The organism is Pseudomonas sp. B16120, assembly GCF_044218845.1.
In the GTDB taxonomy this organism is placed as follows: Bacteria; Pseudomonadota; Gammaproteobacteria; order Pseudomonadales; family Pseudomonadaceae; genus Aquipseudomonas; species Aquipseudomonas paracarnis.
The window spans coordinates 4,500,633-4,519,343 of record NZ_CP162588.1 but is presented as its reverse complement, the minus strand read 5'-3'; the positions used below and the strand labels follow the sequence as shown (position 1 = coordinate 4,519,343).

Genomic DNA, 18,711 nt, shown 5'->3' with positions numbered 1-18,711 from the left:
CGACCTTTGGTCGCGTTGGGGGAAATCAATTGATGGTGTACGTGACCTGGATCAATTGACTTGGCAAGTATGGACGGTTTTTGTGGTTGTGGTGACGCGGCAGGTCTCAAGGCCATCCCGTCAACAGGCCCGGTCTTGAATGTGCAGGAGGACAAATGTGGGAGCTGGCTTGCCTGCGATGGCGATGGGCCGGTCAGCCAATTTGTGACGGACAGAGCGCTTTCGCAGGCACGCCAGCTCCCACCCCGGATCTAAGCTTTTCAAGAAATGACCCCGCCGCTCTCTCAGTGGCGAGGCCATGGCGTGCTCAGCTAACTTTACTGCTCCTCAGCCTTCTTATCCCCATGAGACAAGCTATACACATACGCCGCAAGCAAGTGCACTTTGTCATTGCCCTGCAACTGCTCCTGCGCCGGCATCTGGCCCTGGCGGCCATAACGGATGGTCTGCTGCAGTTGCGCGAAGCTTGAACCGTAGATGAACGCACCCGGATGCGTCAGGTCGGGCGCGCCCATGGCTGGGGTGCCTTTACCAGCCGGGCCGTGGCAGGCCACGCAGTTGGCGGCGAAGAGTTTCTCACCGTTGGCCACATCGGCCTTGGCGCCTTCCGGCAGTTTGCGGCCATCGAGTTGGGTCACCACAAAGCCTGCTACGTCAGCCACGCCTTGCTCACCGATGACTTCGGCCCAGCCCGGCATCACCGCGTGGCGGCCCTTCATGATGGTTTCCTTGATGGTGTTGGGTTCACTGCCCCAGCGCCAGTCGGCGTCGGTCAGGTTGGGGAAGCCGTAGGCGCCTTTGGCGTCGGAGCCGTGGCACACCGAGCAGTTGGAGGCGAACAGGCGGCCGCCCATCTTCAAGGCTTGCGGGTCCTTGGCGACTTCTTCAATCGGCATCGACGCGAATTTGGCGAAGATCGGCCCGAACTTGGCCTCCGACCTGGCCATTTCCTTTTCCCACTCGTGCACGCCGGTCCAGCCGGTCTGGCCGTTGGCGAACGGGGTTTGCTTGTCGTTGTCGAGGTAGTTGTAGCCTGGCAGCAGGCCCTTCCAGTTGCCGAGGCCAGGGTAGAGCACCAGGTAACCAAGGGCGAAGACGATGGTGCCGACAAACAGCATGAACCACCACTTGGGCAGCGGGTTGTCGTACTCCTCGATGCCGTCGAACGAGTGGCCGACGGTCTCGTCCGTCTGCTCGGTGCGCTGGCCCTTGCGGGTCGACAGCAGCAGCCAGGTCAGGGCGAAGATGGTACCCAGACTGAGGACTGTGACGTACAGACTCCAGAACGTAGTCATTCTTTGTTACTCCTAGAAGCTTGCTCGACGTGCTTGATGGCTTCGGGGTCATCTGCGAAGGGCAGCATGGTCGCGTCGTCAAACTCCGACTTGCGCCGTGGGCTGAACACCCACAACGCCAGGCCGATAAAGGCCACCATCACCACAACGGTGCCCAGGCCACGAATCATCCCGATATCCATGTAGGTCACCGTTTGCTTTTGATGATGGTGCCAAGGCCTTGCAGGTAGGCCACCAATGCGTCCATTTCGGTCTTGCCCTTCACGGCGGCGGCCGCACCGGCGATGTCTTCGTCGGTGTAGGGCACGCCCAGGGTGCGCAAGACTTCCATCTTCTTCGCGGTGTCCTTGCCGTCGAGCTTGTTTTCCACGAGGAACGGGTACGCCGGCATTTTCGACTCAGGCACGACGTTGCGCGGGTTGTACAGGTGCGCACGCTGCCAGTCATCGGAGTAACGCCCGCCCACACGGGCCAGGTCCGGGCCGGTGCGCTTGGAACCCCACAGGAACGGGTGGTCCCACACGCTTTCACCGGCGACCGAGTAGTGGCCGTAGCGTTCGGTTTCGGCGCGGAAGGGGCGTATCATCTGCGAGTGGCAGCCCACGCAACCGTTGGCGATGTAGACGTCGCGGCCTTCCAGTTCAAGGGCGGTGCGCGGCTTCATACCTTCGACCGGCTTGTTGGTCACGTCCTGGAAAAACAGTGGGACGATTTGGGTCAGGCCGCCAATGCTCACGGCGATGACCATGAAGAAGGCCAGCAGGCCGATGTTCTTCTCGACGACTTCATGCTTCATCAGTGAGCTCCCACAACGGCGATCTTGGCGGCGGCTTCGGCTTCTACAGGGTCGCTGGCACGCACGGTGCGCCAGACGTTGTAGGCCATCAACAACATGCCACTGGCAAAGAACGCACCGCCCAGGGCACGTACGATAAAGCCCGGGTGGCTGGCTTGCAGCGCTTCGACGAAGGAATAGGTGAGGGTGCCGTCATCGTTGATCGCACGCCACATCAGGCCCTGGGTGATGCCGTTGACCCACATCGAGGCGATGTAGAGCACGGTGCCAATAGTGGCCAGCCAGAAGTGCGCGTTGATCAGCCCGACGCTGTGCATCTGCACGCGGCCGAACAGTTTGGGGATCATGTGGTACAGCGCGCCGATGGAGATCATCGCTACCCAGCCCAGAGCGCCGGCATGTACGTGGCCGATGGTCCAGTCGGTGTAGTGGGACAGCGAGTTGACGGTCTTGATTGCCATCATCGGCCCTTCGAAGGTCGACATGCCGTAGAACGCCAGGGACACCACCAAAAACCGCAGGATCGGGTCGGTGCGCAGCTTATGCCAGGCGCCCGAGAGGGTCATCATGCCGTTGATCATGCCGCCCCAGCTTGGCGCCAGCAGGATGATCGACATCGCCATGCCCAGGGACTGTGCCCAATCCGGCAAGGCGGTGTAGTGCAAGTGGTGAGGGCCGGCCCAGATGTACAGGGTGATCAGCGCCCAGAAGTGCACGATGGACAGGCGATAAGAGTAGATCGGACGCTCGGCCTGCTTGGGCACGAAGTAGTACATCATCCCCAGGAAACCGGTGGTGAGGAAGAAGCCTACGGCGTTGTGGCCGTACCACCACTGGATCATCGCGTCCGTTGCGCCGGAATAGGCCGAATAGGACTTGAACAGGTTCACCGGCAGGGAGGCGTGGTTGACGATGTGCAGCATCGCAGTGACCACGATAAAGGCCCCGTAGAACCAGTTGCCTACGTAGATGTGCTTGGTCTTGCGCTTGACGATGGTGCCAAAGAACACCAGGCCGTAGGTCACCCACACAATGGCAAGCAAAATGGCGATCGGCCATTCCAGCTCAGCGTATTCCTTGGTGGTGGTGTAGCCCAGGGGCAGGCTGATGATGGCGCCGACGATGACCGCCTGCCAGCCCCAGAAGGTGAAGGCGGCAAGACCATCGGAAATCAGTCGCGTCTGGCAGGTGCGCTGCACGACATAGTAGGAGGTGGCAAACAGTGCACATCCGCCGAAGGCGAAGATCACCAGGTTGGTGTGCAGCGGGCGCAGGCGGCCGAAGGTCGTCCAGGGCAGGTCGAAATTCAATTGCGGCCAAACCAGTTGCGAGGCGATGAACACCCCGAGCCCCATGCCAAGGATCCCCCAGACCACCGTCATGATGGCGAACTGGCGGACTACCTTATAGTTATAAGCAGTCGGACTGATTGCTGTGCTCATTCTAAGGTTCCACGGTTTAGGTTTTTTTATAGGTAAAATCGGCCGCAAGTATGTAGAAACCGAGGGGCCATTGCAACGCAATGGCTGACCTGTATCAATGCGTTCCACGCCAGATTCTGCGCCCTTTCCATGTTTGGTGTAAGGATAAAGACCGAAATAGAAAGCTGATCAAGTGGACAGGAATTTTAGGGGGCGCAACGAATACCGTCGCCTACGCCAGAATTGCTCCACTGTGGGAACAAGCGTAGACCCGAATAGGAGGAGGGGAAAGTTGGGTTTGGAAGGGGTGCGACACTTGGTCGCGACTTATGTCTGTGGCGAGGGAGCAAGCTCCCTCGCCACAGATAAGGCTTTTACTGCGGTTGGCTATCTGGCGTTGCACCATCAGCGTTATGGGACAGGCTGTACACGTAAGCCGCCAGCAGGTGCACTTTGTCATTGCCTTGCAGCACGTCCTGGGCCGGCATCTGGCCCTGGCGACCATGGCGGATGGTCTGCTGCAACTGTGCCAGGCTGGTGCCGTAGATAAACCCGGCAGGCTCGGTCAGGTTGGGCGCGCCCATGGCTTCCACGCCGTGACCTTGCGGACCATGACACGCCACGCAGGTGGTGCTGAAGGCGGCTTGGCCGGCTGCCAGGTCGGCGGTGTTGTCGGCGGGCAACGGCAACTTGGCCAGGTCGTGGCGCACGTAAGCGGCGACGTTCTTAACCCCGTCCTCGCCCAGCACTTCACCCCAGGCCGGCATCGCCGCATGGCGACCGTTCAGAATGGTGGCCTTGATGGCCTCGGCCGAACCGCCCCAGCGCCAGTTGCTGTCCGCCAGGTTGGGGAAGCCATAGGCGCCCTTGGCGTCCGAGCCGTGGCATACCGCGCAGTTGGAGGCGAACAGGCGACCGCCCATCTTCAATGCTTGCGGGTCCTTGGCGACTTCTTCCACCGGCATGGCCGCGAACTTGGCGAAGATCGGCCCGAACCTGGCGTCGGCCTTGGCCATTTCCTTGTCCCATTCCTTGGTCTGGGTCCAGCCGTCCTCATAGCCCGGCAGTACACCTTTCCAGTTGCCCAGGCCCGGGTAGAGAATCAGATAGCCGACGGCAAACACCAGGGTGCCGGCGAACAACATGAACCACCACTGGGGCAGCGGGTTGTCGTATTCCTCGATACCGTCGAAGGCGTGGCCCATGGTCTGGTCGACGCTGCCCTTGGTCTCGCCCTTGCGAGTGCCGACCAACAGCCAGGTCAGGCCGATGAGGCTGCCCAGGGTCAATACGCAGATCCATGTACTCCAGAACGTAGTCATGGCCGAGTGCTCCTTGTGGCTGGCTCTGCTTGAGCGTCGGGTGGGGAAGGTTCATCGGCAAACGGCAGCAGGCGGGCCTGCTCGAATTCCGCGTTGCGGCGGTTGTTGAACACCCACAGCGACAGGCCGATAAAGGCGATGGCGACCACCAGCGTGCCAAGGCCGCGGATGGTGCCCGCATCGAATTCAAATCCCATGGCTCACCTCTTGCTCTTGATGGCAGTGCCGAGCACTTGCAGGTAGGAAACCAGCGCGTCCATCTCGGTCTTGCCCTTGAGGCTGGCGACGGCGCCGTTGATGTCGTCGTCGGTGTACGGCACGCCGAGGGTGCGCATCACTTTCAACTTGGTCTCGGTGTGGCTGCTGTCGACGGCGGCGGTGACCAGCCATGGGTAGGCCGGCATTTTCGACTCCGGCACCACGTTGCGCGGGTTGTACAAGTGCGCGCGGTGCCAGTCGTCCGAGTAGCGTGCGCCGACGCGGGCCAGGTCCGGGCCGGTACGCTTGGAACCCCACAGGAACGGGTGGTCCCACACGCTTTCGCCAGCCACCGAGTAGTGGCCGTAGCGCTCGGTCTCGGCGCGGAACGGGCGGATCATCTGCGAGTGGCACTGTACGCAGCCTTCGCGGATGTAGATGTCGCGGCCTTCCAGTTGCAGCGCGGTGTAGGGCTTCATGCCTTCGACCGGCTTGTTGGTCACGTCCTGGAAGAACAGCGGGACGATCTGGGTCAGGCCGCCGATGCTCACGGCGAGCACCATCAGCAGCATCAACAGGCCGACGTTCTTTTCAATCGTTTCGTGTTTCATCATCGACTCCTCAGGCCATCTGCGCGGCAGCGGTGACTTCGGCAGGTTGCGCCGAACGCACGGTGCGCCATGTGTTGTAAGCCATCAGGAACATGCCGCTGAGGAAGATCGCACCGCCCACCAAACGCACGATGAAGCCAGGGTGGCTGGCCACCAGAGTTTCGACGAAGGAGTAGGTGAGGGTGCCGTCTTCGTTGACCGCACGCCACATCAGGCCCTGGGCGATGCCGTTGACCCACATCGACGCGATGTAGAGCACGGTGCCGATGGTGGCCAGCCAGAAATGCGCGTTGATCAGGCCGAGGCTGTACATCTGCTCGCGACCGAAGATTTTCGGGATCATGTGGTACAGCGCGCCGATGGAGATCATCGCCACCCAGCCCAGCGCCCCGGCGTGTACGTGGCCGATGGTCCAGTCGGTGTAGTGGGAGAGGGCGTTGACGGTCTTGATCGCCATCATCGGGCCTTCGAAGGTCGACATGCCGTAGAAGGCCAGGGAGACGACGAGGAAGCGCAGGATCGGGTCGCTGCGCAACTTATGCCAGGCACCCGAGAGGGTCATCATGCCGTTGATCATGCCGCCCCAGCTTGGCGCCAGCAGCACCAGTGACATCACCATGCCCAGGGACTGCGCCCAGTCCGGCAAGGCGGTGTAGTGCAAGTGGTGAGGGCCGGCCCAGATGTACAGGGTGATCAGCGCCCAGAAGTGCACAATCGACAAGCGATAGGAATACACCGGGCGTTCGGCCTGCTTGGGCACGAAGTAGTACATCATGCCGAGGAAACCCGCAGTCAGGAAAAAGCCTACCGCGTTGTGCCCATACCACCACTGCACCATGGCATCCGTCGCCCCGCCGTACAGCGAGTAGGACTTGGTCAGGCTGACCGGGATTTCCAGGTTATTGACGATATGCAAGATGGCCACGGTGATGATGAACGCGCCGAAGAACCAGTTGCCCACATAGATGTGCTTGGTCTTGCGCTTCATGATCGTGCCGAAGAACACGATGGCGTAGGCGACCCAGACAATGGTGATCAGGATGTCGATCGGCCATTCCAGCTCGGCGTATTCTTTGGAGCTGGTGTAGCCCAGTGGCAGGCTGATCGCGGCCAGCAGGATCACAAGCTGCCAGCCCCAGAAGCAGAACGCGGCGACTCTCGGCGCGAACAGCTGCGTCTGGCAGGTGCGTTGCACCGAGTAAAAGGAGCTGGCGAACAGCGCACAGCCACCGAACGCGAAGATCACCGCGTTGGTGTGCAAAGGGCGCAGGCGACCGAAGCTGGTCCAAGGCAAATCGAAGTTGAGCGCAGGCCAAACCAATTGGGCAGCGAGAAAAACCCCGAGCCCCATGCCGACGATGCCCCACACCACCGTCATAATGGCGAATTGGCGGACCACCTTGTAGTTATAGGCGGTACTTAAAGTAGTGTTCATGGTTCCCCATCCACGGTTCAACCCAAGCAAGTGCGGCACTTGGGCTGGAGTTATAGGCAGACTAAAAAGCGAGGCAAGCATGGGCAAAGAGCACAAGGCCAGTATTGACGGGGATCAATGGGCGCAGTGTGTACGGGAACATGGCTGGTTGTGGGATGTCGCCACCGGCGCGACGTCGGGTGAGCCGGTCACGCTGATCCTGGCCCACGGCGCTGGCGCACCGATGGACTCTGCGTTCATGAACGATATGGCCGCACGCCTTGCCGGGCATGGCGTGAGCGTGTTGCGCTTCGAGTTTCCGTACATGGCACAGCGTCGCGTGGACGGCGGCAAACGCCCCCCGAATCCGGCGCCGAAACTGCTGGAGTGCTGGCGCGAGGTGTATGCCGAGGTGCGACGTCATGTCGCTGGGAAACTGGCGATGGGTGGCAAGTCCATGGGCGGGCGGATGGCCAGTTTACTGGCCGATGAACTGGGCGCCGATGGGTTGGTGTGCCTGGGCTATCCGTTCTATGCGGTGGGCAAGCCAGAGAAACCCCGGGTGGAGCACTTGGCTGCGCTTACGACGCCCACCTTGATTGTGCAGGGCGAGCGCGATGCCTTGGGCAATCGTGCGGCGGTGCAGAGTTATGACTTGTCAGAGAGCATTGAGGTGATGTGGTTGGCGGCGGGGGACCATGACTTGAAGCCGCTGAAGGCTTCGGGGTTCAGCCATGAGCAGCACTTGGAGGCGGCGGCGGTGCAGGTGGCTGAGTTTCTCCGGACCTGTTAGCGCCCTATCGGGGGCAAGCCCCCTCCCACATTGGGCTGGGTTCACCTATTTCTATCGGTGAATACCGTCCAGTGTGGGAGCTGGCTTGCCTGCGATAGCAGTTTATCGGTTAAAACGCTCTACCAGCGAATACTGGGTATTGGCGGTATGCGTCAACTCTTCACTCAGTTGCGCCGAGTTCATCGCCTGCTCCGAGGTCTGGTCCGCCAACAGCGCAATGGTGCTGATGTTGCGGCTGATCTCCTCGGCCACCGCACTTTGCTCCTCGGTTGCGGCTGCGATCTGGGTGGTCATGTCGGTGATATTGGCCACCGCCTCACTGATACCTACCAAGGCCTGGTCTGCTTCCATCACCCGTGCCACACCTTCTTCGGCTTGGCGGTGCCCGGCGTCCATGGTTTGCACGGCCGCAGCCGCGGTGTGTTGCAGCTTGGCGATCAGGGTATGGATCTGCCCGGTGGATTCGGCCGTACGCTGCGCCAGTTGGCGCACTTCATCGGCGACCACTGCAAAACCACGGCCCATCTCACCGGCACGCGCGGCTTCGATAGCGGCGTTGAGTGCCAGCAGGTTGGTCTGGTCGGCAATGCCTTTGATCACATCAACCACGCCGCCGATTTCATCGCTGTCTTTGGCCAGTTGCGTGACGGTCACACCGGTCTCTCCAACGGCTGCCGAAAGACGCTGAATCGCCTCGCGGGTTTCCCCAGCGATATCGCGGCCGCGGCCGGTCAGGCGGTTGGCTTCCTGGGTGGCGTCGGCGGTGCGCTGCACGTGGCTGGCCACTTCTTGGGTGGTCGCCGCCATCTGGTTTACCGCAGTGGCCACCTGTTCGGTTTCCACGCGCTGGCGTTCCAGGCCGCTGGAGCTGTTGTGCGCCAGGGTGTTGGATTGCGCGGCCTGGTCGTTGAGGTGCTCGGCGGTGTCCTGCAGGCGGGTAAGACAGGTCTTCAGACGCGCTTCCTGGCTGAGGATCGACATTTCCAGGCGCGCTTGTGCGCCACGGCTGTCGGTGTACATCTGCGCGATCAACGGGTCGGACGTGGTCTGTTCGGCCAGGCGCAGCAAACGCTTGAGACCGCGCTGTTGCCAGCTCAAGCCCAGCAGGCCCAACGGCACCGACAGCGCCGCTGCCAGGGCAAAGCCCCATTGGGAGGTGAGGGTGGCGCCGATCATGAAGCTCAACTGGCTGACCAGGATAAACGGCAGCCAGTCCTGCAACACCGGCAGCCACTTGTCCCGTTGGGGGACGGCCGACTTGCCTTGGTTGATGCGTTGATAGAGCGCTTCGGCCCGGCGGATCTGCTCGGCGGTGGGCTTGATGCGCACCGATTCGTAGCCGATCACCTGGTTACCGTCGAAGACCGGCGTCACATAGGCGTTAACCCAATAGTGGTCACCGGTCTTGCAGCGATTCTTGACAATGCCCATCCATGGCAAGCCTTGTTTGAGCGTGGACCACATATGCGCGAACACGGCCGGCGGCACATCCGGGTGACGCACCAGGTTGTGTGGCGCGCGCACCAGTTCTTCGCGGGTGAACCCACTGATTTCGACAAAGGCGTCGTTGCAGTAGGTAATCACACCCTTGGCATCTGTGGTGGAGATCAACCGTTGCTGAGCGGGGAAGGTACGTTCGCGCTGGGTAACGGGTTGGTTATTACGCATGATTGTTCAATCCGCAAGGCTTTCAGGGGGTATCGGCCATGCGGGGCATTTATTTAACTTATTTTTGCAACAATCCTGCGAACAGCGTTGCCTCTGTAGAAGGCAGGCTTAGCCGGCGAGCATCGGGTAGGTAAACAACCCGAAGTGCAGCAGATTCAAGCCAAAATGCGTGGCAATCGCCGCGCCTAGCCCGCCGAACCGATACGCCAGGCCGTAGCCCACGCCCGCAATACCCGCCAGCAGCATCCACTGCCAACCCGCAGCAAAATGCACCAGGCCGAATAACAGCGAGGCCAGCAGCAGCGCGAGGTTCTCGCCATAGGGCAGGTGTTTGAAGCGTTGGCTCAGGCCGCCCTGGATATACCCGCGAAACAGCGCTTCTTCGACCAACGTCACCAGCAGCAGGTTATTCAACACCCACAGCCACGCCTCGTCCGGCCACTTGGGTGCCCAACTGATCATCCCCAGCAGGGCCGCGCCACCCAAGGCGGCGATGGCGGCCAGAGTCAGGGCCATGGCTGTGACGCAGATCGACAGGCGCAATGAACGCCGCGCCACAATCCACGGGCAGGCCAGCAACAGCCAGAAGCCGATCAGGGGTTTGTCCTGGTTCAGGTACATCGAGAAGGGCACTGAGTCCGGAGTAAATCGCTGGGGCGCAATACCGCGGCCGTTATAGAAGCCCGGTAGCCAGTGCATCGCCAGGCCCAGGGCCAGGACGATAAACAAGCCGTGGCCCAAGTAGCGTGCCCAAGGGTTGCGTTGCTGGCGCACGGCGTACCCGGCCACCAGCAACAGTGCGATGGAGACCGCCGCCAGTACGCCCAGTTGGCCGTAGATCAAAGCCACGACATAGCCAATGGAAAGTAGGGTGAGGTACAGCCAGGGCAAAGCAATCATGTGAAATCCTTGGAAAAAAACTGGGCGGCATTATAGCGAGCGGTCTGCCTGGACGGCATGAAAACTCCTCCACCCACAGGGTGAGGGGAAAGGATTGCAAAATGTATTTGCGGCTGGTTATAGTCGTCGCGTCTTCATCCCTTCAAAAAGATCAGCACATGCCAGCTTCCCAGCGCATAGCGGTAGTCGATTCAGCGGTCAACGCTGTGGTCGTGCCGTGCCGTGGCAAGCAGCCTGCGCAGATCAGTCACTACCCCCCACCTGTCAGTAGCACGCCGGTGTACGCAGTCGTATCACCGCCGGGCGTTGGCATTTCGGGCTGATCAGCGATTCGCTGTTGCCCCGTGCCTGCCTGAAAAAAACCTACTGAAATTCAGTTTTTACTGAGTCGGCTTTTTAGCCTGATAACAGGTGGTAACCATGTCTGTGCTTTCGAAACAATCCGTGGCCGCGGCGGCCTCGACGAGCGTGTTTGTCCTGCTGTGGAGCAGCGGGGCGATCTTCTCCAAGTTGGGCTTGGCCCATGCTTCGCCCTTTGCCTTTCTGCTGATCCGCTTTGCCATCGCCCTGATGGGGTTGGTGGTGTTGGTACCCATCCTCAAGTTGAAGCTGCCACGTCCCGGCAAGCCGCTGCTGTATGCGGCGGCGACGGGCCTGGTCTTGCTGGGGGCCTACCAGATTTTCTATCTGCTGGCCCTGGACCTCAACGTCACCCCTGGGGTGATGGCGACCATCATGGGCGTGCAGCCGATCCTTACCGTGGTACTGATGGAGCGCCAACGCTCCTGGCGCCGGTTGTTCGGCCTGGGGTTGGGGTTGGCGGGCTTGATCATGGTGGTGTACCAGGGCATCGGGTTGGCGGGCATGTCTCTGGCCGGGATGGTGTTCGGGCTGCTGGCGCTGGCGAGCATGACGTTTGGCTCTATCATGCAAAAGCGCATCACCGACAACCCCTTGGGCACGCTGCCACTGCAATACCTGGCCGGGTTGCTACTGTGCGCGGTGTTCGTGCCGTTCCAGCCGTTCCACTTTGAACACAGTGCGCGTTTTTACCTGCCGGTCCTGTGGATGGGGCTGGTGGTGTCCGTGCTGGCGACGTTGTTGCTGTACCGCCTGATCGCCCGGGGCAACCTGGTGAATGTCACCAGCCTGTTCTACCTGGTGCCAGCAGTGACGGCGGTGATGGACTACCTGATCTTCGGTAATCGCCTGGCCTTGTTGAGTGTGCTGGGAATGGCGTTGATCATCGTCGGCTTGGTGTTTGTATTCCGTAAGCAATAAACCCACCCCTGTAGGAGCGAGATTGGTCGCTCCTACAGTTTTTGCGGGCGCAGCACCAACCACAACGCCCCGGCAATCAGCACACCGCCATACAGGTGGGCCATGGACAGCGGCTCATCCAACAGCAACGCACCCCACAACACGCCGAACGGCGGAATCATGAAGGTCACGGTCATCGACTTGACCGGGCCGATGGACGACAGCAGGCGGAAGTACAGAATGTAGGCGAACGCCGTACATACCAGCCCCAATCCCAGCAGAGACGACCACACCTGCCAGCCGCCCCAGCTCGCCGGTGGATGGCTGATGGCGCTGTAGGCAAAGAACGGCAACAGAAACAACGTCGCCCCCAACATGCTGCCCAAGGCCGAGAGACGGCTGTCCAACCCGCCGCGCTGGTCCAGCCAACGCCGCGCCAGGAAACCGGCAAAGCCATAGCACGTGGTTGCCAGCAGGCACGCCAGTGCGCCCATCAATAATTCCAGATCAAAGGCCACCGGCCCCGCACGCGTGAGCACGGCAACGCCAAACAGCCCCAGGGCGACCCCTGCGATTTTCGATGGCGTCAGGCGCTCACTGAAGAACAGCCCGCCAATCAGCACGCCCATCAGCGGCGTGGTGGCGTTGAAAATCGCCGAATAACCTGCCGGCAGTACCTGTGCCGCCACCGAGTACATCGTCGCGGGAATCCCCGAGTTGATCACGCCCAGCAACAGGACCGTCTTGAACTTGCCCTTGAAATCCCAGCTCACGCGCATCATCGCCAGGATCACTAATAAGCCCGCGGCGGCAATCGACACGCGGAAAAACGCGGTGGGCACTGTGCCGATTTCCGGGGCGATGATGCGCATAAACAGGAAACTCGCGCCCCAAATGGCGGCCAGCCCCAGCAGATACAGGGTGTCAACAGGTCTCACGGAAAACTCCTACGCCAAATGGGGCGCAGAAGTGTTGCCCAGCGGGCAGGTCGGCACAATGGCTAATTGCAGTCAGTTCACCCCTGCGCAAAATCATTCTTCTCCTGCCTCGGTTCACTGGCTAAGCTCTGGGCTTCCAGATACCCGTTCGAGGTTTCCCGCATGTCGCAGTCCGCCCTCGCTGTCGCCCGGATGATCCTCGACGGTTTCGACGATTACCGTGAACACTTCCGCCAGATCACCGATGGCGCCCGTGAGCGTTTCGAGAAGGCCCAGTGGCAGCAGGGGCAGGCCGCGTCGGCCGCGCGCATCAACCTCTATGAAGAGAAAGTCGCTGAGGTCACGACCCGCCTGCGCGCCAGTTTTGACCCTGCGCCGTTGCATGACATCGGCCAGTGGCCCCTGGTAAAAAGCGCCTATATCGGCCTGATCGACCTGCGCTTTGACGATGAACTGTCCGAGACCTGGTACAACTCGATCTTCTGCGGCCTGTTCAGCCATGACCTGATCAGCGACGGCTGCATGTTCATCCACACTACCCGGCCGAGCCTGCGCCGGGCGCGGGCGGCGCAAACCCGTATCTACACGCCGGCCGGTAAAATAGCGGACATGCTCGCGCAGGTTTTCTCTGACTACCGCTTCAGCGAGCCCTACGCCGACCTGCCCGCCGACCTGCGCCGCCTCGAAGCCCAGTTGCGGGAAAACCTGCCGGATTGGGTGTGCAAGGACCCGGACCTCAAGGTCGAGTTGTTTTCCTCGGTGCTGTATCGCAACAAAGGCGCCTACCTCGTGGGGCGCATCTACACCCGCGACGAACAATGGCCGTTGGTGATTCCGCTGCTGCACCGCGAAGGGCGTGGCATTCAGATCGATGCGTTGATCACCGACGAAGCCGACGTGTCGATCATCTTCTCGTTCACCCGTTCCTATTTCATGGTCGACGTGCCCGTGCCAGCGGAATTCATTGGCTTTCTCAAGCGCATTCTGCCGGGCAAGCACATTGCCGAGCTGTACACCTCCATCGGTTTCTACAAGCACGGCAAATCCGAGTTCTACCGCGCGCTGATCAACCACCTGGCCACCACCGATGACCAGTTCATTATGGCCCCCGGCGTGCGCGGCATGGTCATGAGCGTGTTTACGCTGCCGGGTTTCAATACGGTGTTCAAGATCATCAAGGACCGCTTCTCGCCGTCGAAAAACGTCAACCGCGCCACGGTGATCGAAAAGTACCGCCTGGTGAAAAGCGTCGACCGGGTAGGGCGCATGGCCGACACCCAGGAGTTCGCCGACTTCCGCTTCCCCTTGAGCAAGTTCGAGCCCGAGTGCCTGGCCGAGCTGCTGGAAGTCGCCGCCGGTACTGTCGAAGTGGAGGGCGACACCGTGCTTATCCGCCACTGCTGGACCGAGCGACGCATGACCCCGCTCAACCTCTACCTCGACAACGCCAACCCCGCTCAGGTGCGCGAAGCATTGGAGGATTACGGCCTGGCGATCAAGCAACTGGCGGCAGCGAATATCTTCCCCGGCGACATGCTGCTGAAGAACTTTGGCGTCACCCGCCACGGCCGCGTGGTGTTCTATGACTACGACGAAATCTGCTTCCTCACCGAAGCCAACTTCCGCCATATCCCCGCGCCGCGCACCCCCGAGGATGAAATGGCCTCCGAGCCCTGGTACTCCATCGGCCCGCTGGACGTGTTCCCCGAGGAATTCCCGCCGTTCCTGTTTGCCGACGCCGGCCAGCGCAAGTTGTTCGACGAGTTGCATGGCGAGTTGTACAACGCCGATTACTGGAAGGGCCTGCAGGACGCGATTCGTGCCGGTAAGGTGATCGACGTATTCCCCTACCGCCGCAAAGACCCGCTATAACCTATTGCCCCTGTGGGAGCGGGCGTGCTCGCGAATACGGTGGTTCAGTTGATACATCTGTGACTGACACACCGCTTTCGCGAGCAAGCCCGCTCCCACATTTTGGTTCGGTTTACACCCGTTGAAGCTCAACTGCCTGCCAGATGGGCTGCTTTTCTGCCACACTTGCCGGCCGTGCATAAATAGATGACCGTCGAAATAGCTGATGACAGACCAAGCACCCACCCTCGACCAACTGCTCAAAGCCCTCGATCACGCCATGCTCGCCGACCGCCACCGCTTGCGCCGGCAGTTGCTTGAGCTGCGCAAGAAGCCCGATGAGGACAAGCTGGCGCAGTGGGTGGCGCGGATGCAGGCATCCTGTGCACAGGTCACGGCGCGGCGCGCCAGCCTGCCGGTGATCCGCTACGACGACAGCCTGCCGATTGCCGCCAAGCGCGATGAGATCAAGGACGCGCTGCTCAAGCACCAGGTGCTGATCATTGCCGGTGAGACCGGTTCGGGCAAGACCACCCAGTTGCCGAAAATCTGCCTGGAAATCGGTCGCGGCCAGTACGGTCTGATCGGCCACACCCAGCCACGCCGGATCGCAGCGCGCAGTGTCGCCAGCCGTGTCGCTGAAGAGCTGTCCACGCCATTGGGTGCGCTGGTCGGTTACCAAGTGCGCTTCGAAGACCAGAGTGACTCCAACACCCTGATCAAGCTGATGACCGACGGCATCCTGCTGGCCGAAACCCAGAACGACCGCTACCTCGAGCGCTACGACACGATCATCGTCGACGAAGCCCACGAACGCAGCCTGAACATCGACTTCCTGCTCGGCTACCTCAAGACCCTGTTGCCGCGCCGCCCCGACCTGAAGGTTATCATCACCTCGGCGACCATCGACCTGGAGCGCTTTTCCAAGCACTTCGACGATGCGCCAATAGTCGAGGTGTCGGGCCGTACCTTCCCGGTGGACACCTGGTATCGCCCCCTCACCCTGGAACAGGACGAGGAGGGCAACCGCGTCGAGGACGACCTGACCGTCGACCAGGCGATCCTCGCCACCCTCGATGAAATCGCCGCCTATGAGCGCAGCGAGCGACGCAGCCCCGGCGATGTGCTGGTGTTTCTGCCCGGCGAGCGCGAGATTCGTGATGCGGCCGACATGCTGCGCAAGGCGCAGCTCAAACACACCGAGATTTTGCCGTTGTACGCACGGCTGTCACCGGCCGAGCAACAGCGCATTTTCCAGTCCCACCCAGGCCGGCGCGTGGTACTGGCGACCAACGTTGCGGAAACCTCGCTGACGGTGCCGGGCATTCGCTATGTGATCGACAGCGGCACGGCACGCATCAGCCGCTACAGCTACCGCGCCAAGGTGCAGCGCCTGCCCATCGAGGCGATTTCCCAGGCCAGCGCCAACCAGCGTAAAGGCCGTTGCGGCCGGGTTGAACCGGGTATTTGCGTGCGCTTGTACAGCGAAGAAGATTTTATCGGGCGCCCGGAATTTACCGACCCGGAAATTTTGCGCACCAACCTCGCGGCCGTGATCCTGCAGATGCTGCACCTGCGCCTGGGCGAGATCACCGATTTCCCGTTTATCGAACCGCCGGATGGCAAGGCCATCAGCGACGGTTTCAACCTGCTGCAAGAACTCTCGGCGGTCGACCGCAACAGCCAGCTCACGCCGTTGGGCCGCCAGCTCGCCCGCTTGCCGGTGGACCCGCGCATGGGCCGCATGTTGCTGGAAGCGGCCAAGCTCGGCAGTTTGCAGGAAGTGTTGATCGTCGCCAGCGCCATGTCGATCCAGGACCCGCGCGAGCGCCCACCAGAGCGTCAACAAGCGGCCGACCAAGCCCACGCACAGTGGAAAGACCCGGATTCGGACTTCGCCGGGTTGGTCAACCTGTGGCGCGGTTTCGAGGAGCAGCGCCAGGAACTGACCGCCAGCCCGTTGCGCAACTGGTGCCGCAAAAACTTCCTCAACTACTTGCGCCTGCGCGAGTGGCGCGACTCCCATCGTCAATTGAGCCTGATCTGCCGCGACATGCAGCTGAGCCTCAACAAAGAGCCCGCCGACTATCCGAAGCTGCATAAAGCGGTACTGTCCGGCCTGCTCAGCCAGATCGGCCAGAAGACCGAAGACGGCGATTACCTCGGGGCGCGCCAGCGTCGCTTCTGGATTCACCCGTCGTCGGGCATCGGCAAGAAGCGCCCGCAATGGCTGATGACCGCCGAACTGGTGGAAACCACCAAGCTCTATGCACGCATGGTGGCGAAGATCGATGCCGACTGGATCGAGCCGCTGGCGGGGCATCTGATCAAGAAAAGCCACTTCGAACCCCATTGGGAGAAGAAGCGTGGCCAGGTGGTGGCCTTTGAGCAGATCACCCTGTTCGGGCTGATCGTGGTAGGGCGTCGGCCGGTGCATTACGGGCCGATTGACCCGGTGGTGTCCCGTGAGTTGTTTATCCGTGAAGGCCTGGTGCGCGGCGAGATTCAGTCCCGGGCCAAGTGCCTGACGGCCAACCAGAAACTGCTGGAGCAACTCGACGAGCTGGAAGCCAAGGCCCGCCGTCGCGACATCCTGGCCGACGAAGAAACCCTGTACGCCTTCTACGATGCGCGCCTGCCCGCAGAGATTCACCAGACCGCCACCTTTGACAGTTGGTACAAGGTCAACAGCCAGAAAGACCCGCAACTGCTGATCATGCGTGAAGAAGACGTACTGGCCCGCGAGGCCAGTGAAGTCACCGCCGCGCATTACCCGGACACCTTGCACCTGGGCGACCTGGCCCTGGCCTTGAGTTACCACTTCGAACCCAACCACCCCCGTGACGGCGTGACCCTGCGGGTGCCGGCGCCGTTGTTGCCGGCGTTGCCAGCCGAGCGCCTGGAGTGGCTGGTGCCGGGGTTGATCGAAGCCAAGTGCATCGCTCTGGTGCGCAACTTGCCCAAGGCGCTGCGCAAAAACTTCGTGCCGGTGCCGGACTTCGTCAAGGCCGCGCTGCAACGCATCGAATTCGGCCAGGGCTCGCTGCCCCAGGCGCTGGGGCGTGAATTGCTGCGCATGACCGGTGCGCGGGTCAGCGATGAGGCGTGGGCCGAGGCGGCGCAACAGGTGGAAAACCACCTGAAGATGAACCTGGAAGTGGTCGACGGCCAGGGCAAGTTCCTCGGCGAAGGCCGTGACCTGGCCGAGCTGACTGCACGGTTCGCCGAAGCCAGCCAGGCCGCCTTGGCGGTGCCGCAAACCGCGAAAAGCCAGCAGCCGGTAGAGGCCAAGGTGTTTGCGGCGGTGGCGCAAAAGACCCAGCAGAACATCGCCGGCCTGTCGATGACGGTGTATCCGGCACTGGTGGAAGAGAACGGCACGGTCAAGGAGGGGCGCTTCTCCACCGCTGCCGAAGCCGAGTTCCAGCACCGTCGCGCCTTGCAGCGCCTGCTGATGCAGCAATTGGCGGAGCCGGCGAAATTCCTGCGCGGCAAATTGCCGGGCCTGACCGAACTGGGCTTGATGTACCGTGAACTGGGGCGAATCGACGCGCTGGTGGAAGACATCCTGCTGGCCAGCCTCGATACCTGTGTACTTGAAGGCGAAGCCAGCCTGCCACGCGATGGCGCTGGCCTGGCGGCCTTGGCTGAACGTAAGCGCGGCAGTTGGACTGAGCACGCCGAACGCCTGGCGCGCCTGACCCTGGAAGTGCTGAAACTTTGGCACGGCCTGCAAAAACGCTTCAAGGGCAAGATCGACCTGGCCCAGGCCGTGGCCTTGAACGATATCAAGCAGCAACTGAGCAACCTGGTGTATCCAGGTTTTGTGCGGGAAACCCCAGCCCAGTGGTTCAAGGAGCTGCCGCGTTTCCTCAAGGCTATCGAACTGCGCCTGGAAAAACTGCCGAGCCAGGTGCAAAAGGACCGCGTGTGGAGCAGCGAATTGGGCGGCCTGTGGGCGCAGTACCAGAACCGCCTGAACAAACACACCCAGGAAGGCAAGCGCGACCCGCAGTTGGAGCTATATCGCTGGTGGCTGGAGGAGTACCGGGTGTCGCTGTTTGCCCAGCAGTTGGGTACCAAAGTGCCGATTTCCGATAAACGCCTGAGCAAGCAGTGGAGCCAGGTAGAGCCCTGAAGCCCTTGCCGCAAGGTGTTTGTTTGGCCTATAGCGCCAAATCCCCGGTGTTGTGGCAAACTTCGCGGTCACAAGATTGAATAAAAGCATTGCCAGTTTGATGCCC

General features: G+C 61.3%; 15 protein-coding genes. 4 read left to right on the top strand and 11 right to left on the bottom strand.

Features of this window, described 5'->3' with window-relative positions:
• Positions 1-317: 317 nt before the first annotated feature.
• From ccoP (AB4P90_RS21065) to ccoN (AB4P90_RS21030), 8 genes are all read right to left on the bottom strand, one after another.
• The gene (ccoP, locus tag AB4P90_RS21065) at positions 318-1,295 is read right to left on the bottom strand and encodes a cytochrome-c oxidase, cbb3-type subunit III (protein WP_201914549.1); all 978 of its coding nucleotides are present in this window, start codon (positions 1,293-1,295) and stop codon (positions 318-320) included.
• Positions 1,292-1,477: a CcoQ/FixQ family Cbb3-type cytochrome c oxidase assembly chaperone gene (locus tag AB4P90_RS21060; RefSeq protein WP_003193169.1), complete on the bottom strand. Its 186-nt coding sequence runs from the start codon at positions 1,475-1,477 to the stop codon at positions 1,292-1,294. Before AB4P90_RS21060 ends, ccoP (AB4P90_RS21065) begins: the two co-directional genes overlap by 4 nt.
• A 5-nt stretch (positions 1,478-1,482) precedes the next feature.
• Complete coding sequence (gene ccoO, locus AB4P90_RS21055) at positions 1,483-2,091, bottom strand: cytochrome-c oxidase, cbb3-type subunit II (protein ID WP_003193167.1); 609 nt, start codon at positions 2,089-2,091, stop codon at positions 1,483-1,485.
• Positions 2,091-3,533, bottom strand: a complete 1,443-nt coding sequence (gene ccoN, locus AB4P90_RS21050; protein ID WP_014719443.1) for a cytochrome-c oxidase, cbb3-type subunit I — start codon at positions 3,531-3,533, stop codon at positions 2,091-2,093. The genes ccoO (AB4P90_RS21055) and ccoN (AB4P90_RS21050) overlap by 1 nt, the downstream gene beginning before the upstream one ends.
• A 353-nt stretch (positions 3,534-3,886) precedes the next feature.
• Positions 3,887-4,834, bottom strand: a complete 948-nt coding sequence (ccoP, locus tag AB4P90_RS21045; RefSeq protein ID WP_014719442.1) for a cytochrome-c oxidase, cbb3-type subunit III — start codon at positions 4,832-4,834, stop codon at positions 3,887-3,889.
• Positions 4,831-5,031, bottom strand: coding sequence for a cbb3-type cytochrome c oxidase subunit 3 (locus AB4P90_RS21040; protein WP_003193161.1), 201 nt, complete (start codon positions 5,029-5,031; stop codon positions 4,831-4,833). Before AB4P90_RS21040 ends, ccoP (AB4P90_RS21045) begins: the two co-directional genes overlap by 4 nt.
• Positions 5,032-5,034: 3 nt before the next feature.
• Positions 5,035-5,643 (bottom strand): cytochrome-c oxidase, cbb3-type subunit II, encoded by a 609-nt coding sequence (ccoO, locus tag AB4P90_RS21035; RefSeq protein WP_003193159.1) that lies wholly within the window; start codon positions 5,641-5,643, stop codon positions 5,035-5,037.
• Between the two features lie 10 nt (positions 5,644-5,653).
• Positions 5,654-7,078 (bottom strand): cytochrome-c oxidase, cbb3-type subunit I, encoded by a 1,425-nt coding sequence (gene ccoN, locus AB4P90_RS21030; RefSeq protein WP_019820482.1) that lies wholly within the window; start codon positions 7,076-7,078, stop codon positions 5,654-5,656.
• Positions 7,079-7,157: 79 nt separating this feature from the next.
• On the opposite strand from ccoN (AB4P90_RS21030), the gene AB4P90_RS21025 reads away from it, so the two are divergent.
• Complete coding sequence (locus tag AB4P90_RS21025) at positions 7,158-7,850, top strand: alpha/beta family hydrolase (protein ID WP_166405759.1); 693 nt, start codon at positions 7,158-7,160, stop codon at positions 7,848-7,850.
• A 102-nt stretch (positions 7,851-7,952) separates the two neighbouring features.
• Here AB4P90_RS21025 and AB4P90_RS21020 read toward each other — a convergent pair whose 3' ends face one another.
• Together AB4P90_RS21020 and AB4P90_RS21015 are read right to left on the bottom strand one after the other, a co-directional pair.
• Positions 7,953-9,518: a PAS domain-containing methyl-accepting chemotaxis protein gene (locus AB4P90_RS21020; protein WP_014719440.1), complete on the bottom strand. Its 1,566-nt coding sequence runs from the start codon at positions 9,516-9,518 to the stop codon at positions 7,953-7,955.
• A 108-nt stretch (positions 9,519-9,626) separates the two neighbouring features.
• The gene (locus AB4P90_RS21015) at positions 9,627-10,418 is read right to left on the bottom strand and encodes a CPBP family intramembrane glutamic endopeptidase (protein ID WP_019820478.1); all 792 of its coding nucleotides are present in this window, start codon (positions 10,416-10,418) and stop codon (positions 9,627-9,629) included.
• A 420-nt stretch (positions 10,419-10,838) separates the two neighbouring features.
• Between AB4P90_RS21015 and AB4P90_RS21010 the strand changes: the two genes are divergently transcribed.
• A complete protein-coding gene (locus AB4P90_RS21010; RefSeq protein ID WP_014719438.1) occupies positions 10,839-11,699 on the top strand; it encodes a DMT family transporter in 861 nt (286 codons plus the stop codon).
• Between the two features lie 32 nt (positions 11,700-11,731).
• Here AB4P90_RS21010 and AB4P90_RS21005 read toward each other — a convergent pair whose 3' ends face one another.
• Positions 11,732-12,616: a DMT family transporter gene (locus AB4P90_RS21005; protein ID WP_014719437.1), complete on the bottom strand. Its 885-nt coding sequence runs from the start codon at positions 12,614-12,616 to the stop codon at positions 11,732-11,734.
• A gap of 162 nt (positions 12,617-12,778) precedes the next feature.
• Between AB4P90_RS21005 and aceK the strand changes: the two genes are divergently transcribed.
• Together aceK and hrpA are read left to right on the top strand one after the other, a co-directional pair.
• Positions 12,779-14,488, top strand: coding sequence for a bifunctional isocitrate dehydrogenase kinase/phosphatase (gene aceK / locus AB4P90_RS21000; RefSeq protein WP_395605348.1), 1,710 nt, complete (start codon positions 12,779-12,781; stop codon positions 14,486-14,488).
• 205 nt (positions 14,489-14,693) lie between these two features.
• Positions 14,694-18,605 carry an ATP-dependent RNA helicase HrpA gene (gene hrpA / locus AB4P90_RS20995; protein WP_395605347.1) on the top strand — a complete coding sequence of 1,304 codons (3,912 nt, stop codon included), beginning with the start codon at positions 14,694-14,696 and terminating at the stop codon, positions 18,603-18,605.
• Positions 18,606-18,711 lie beyond the last annotated feature (106 nt).

What these genes read in the sequence shown, in the direction of transcription:
- ccoO (WP_003193167.1), bottom strand. Translation starts at nt 2,091, where the DNA reads ATGAAGCATGAAGTCGTCGAGAAGAACATCGGCCTGCTGGCCTTCTTC.
- ccoP (WP_014719442.1), bottom strand. Translation starts at nt 4,834, where the DNA reads ATGACTACGTTCTGGAGTACATGGATCTGCGTATTGACCCTGGGCAGC.
- ccoO (WP_003193159.1), bottom strand. Translation starts at nt 5,643, where the DNA reads ATGAAACACGAAACGATTGAAAAGAACGTCGGCCTGTTGATGCTGCTG.
- AB4P90_RS21040 (WP_003193161.1), bottom strand. Translation starts at nt 5,031, where the DNA reads ATGGGATTTGAATTCGATGCGGGCACCATCCGCGGCCTTGGCACGCTG.
- AB4P90_RS21025 (WP_166405759.1), top strand. Translation starts at nt 7,158, where the DNA reads ATGGGCAAAGAGCACAAGGCCAGTATTGACGGGGATCAATGGGCGCAG.
- AB4P90_RS21015 (WP_019820478.1), bottom strand. Translation starts at nt 10,418, where the DNA reads ATGATTGCTTTGCCCTGGCTGTACCTCACCCTACTTTCCATTGGCTAT.
- AB4P90_RS21060 (WP_003193169.1), bottom strand. Translation starts at nt 1,477, where the DNA reads ATGGATATCGGGATGATTCGTGGCCTGGGCACCGTTGTGGTGATGGTG.
- aceK (WP_395605348.1), top strand. Translation starts at nt 12,779, where the DNA reads ATGTCGCAGTCCGCCCTCGCTGTCGCCCGGATGATCCTCGACGGTTTC.
- AB4P90_RS21020 (WP_014719440.1), bottom strand. Translation starts at nt 9,518, where the DNA reads ATGCGTAATAACCAACCCGTTACCCAGCGCGAACGTACCTTCCCCGCT.
- hrpA (WP_395605347.1), top strand. Translation starts at nt 14,694, where the DNA reads ATGACAGACCAAGCACCCACCCTCGACCAACTGCTCAAAGCCCTCGAT.
- ccoN (WP_019820482.1), bottom strand. Translation starts at nt 7,078, where the DNA reads ATGAACACTACTTTAAGTACCGCCTATAACTACAAGGTGGTCCGCCAA.
- AB4P90_RS21010 (WP_014719438.1), top strand. Translation starts at nt 10,839, where the DNA reads ATGTCTGTGCTTTCGAAACAATCCGTGGCCGCGGCGGCCTCGACGAGC.
- ccoP (WP_201914549.1), bottom strand. Translation starts at nt 1,295, where the DNA reads ATGACTACGTTCTGGAGTCTGTACGTCACAGTCCTCAGTCTGGGTACC.
- ccoN (WP_014719443.1), bottom strand. Translation starts at nt 3,533, where the DNA reads ATGAGCACAGCAATCAGTCCGACTGCTTATAACTATAAGGTAGTCCGC.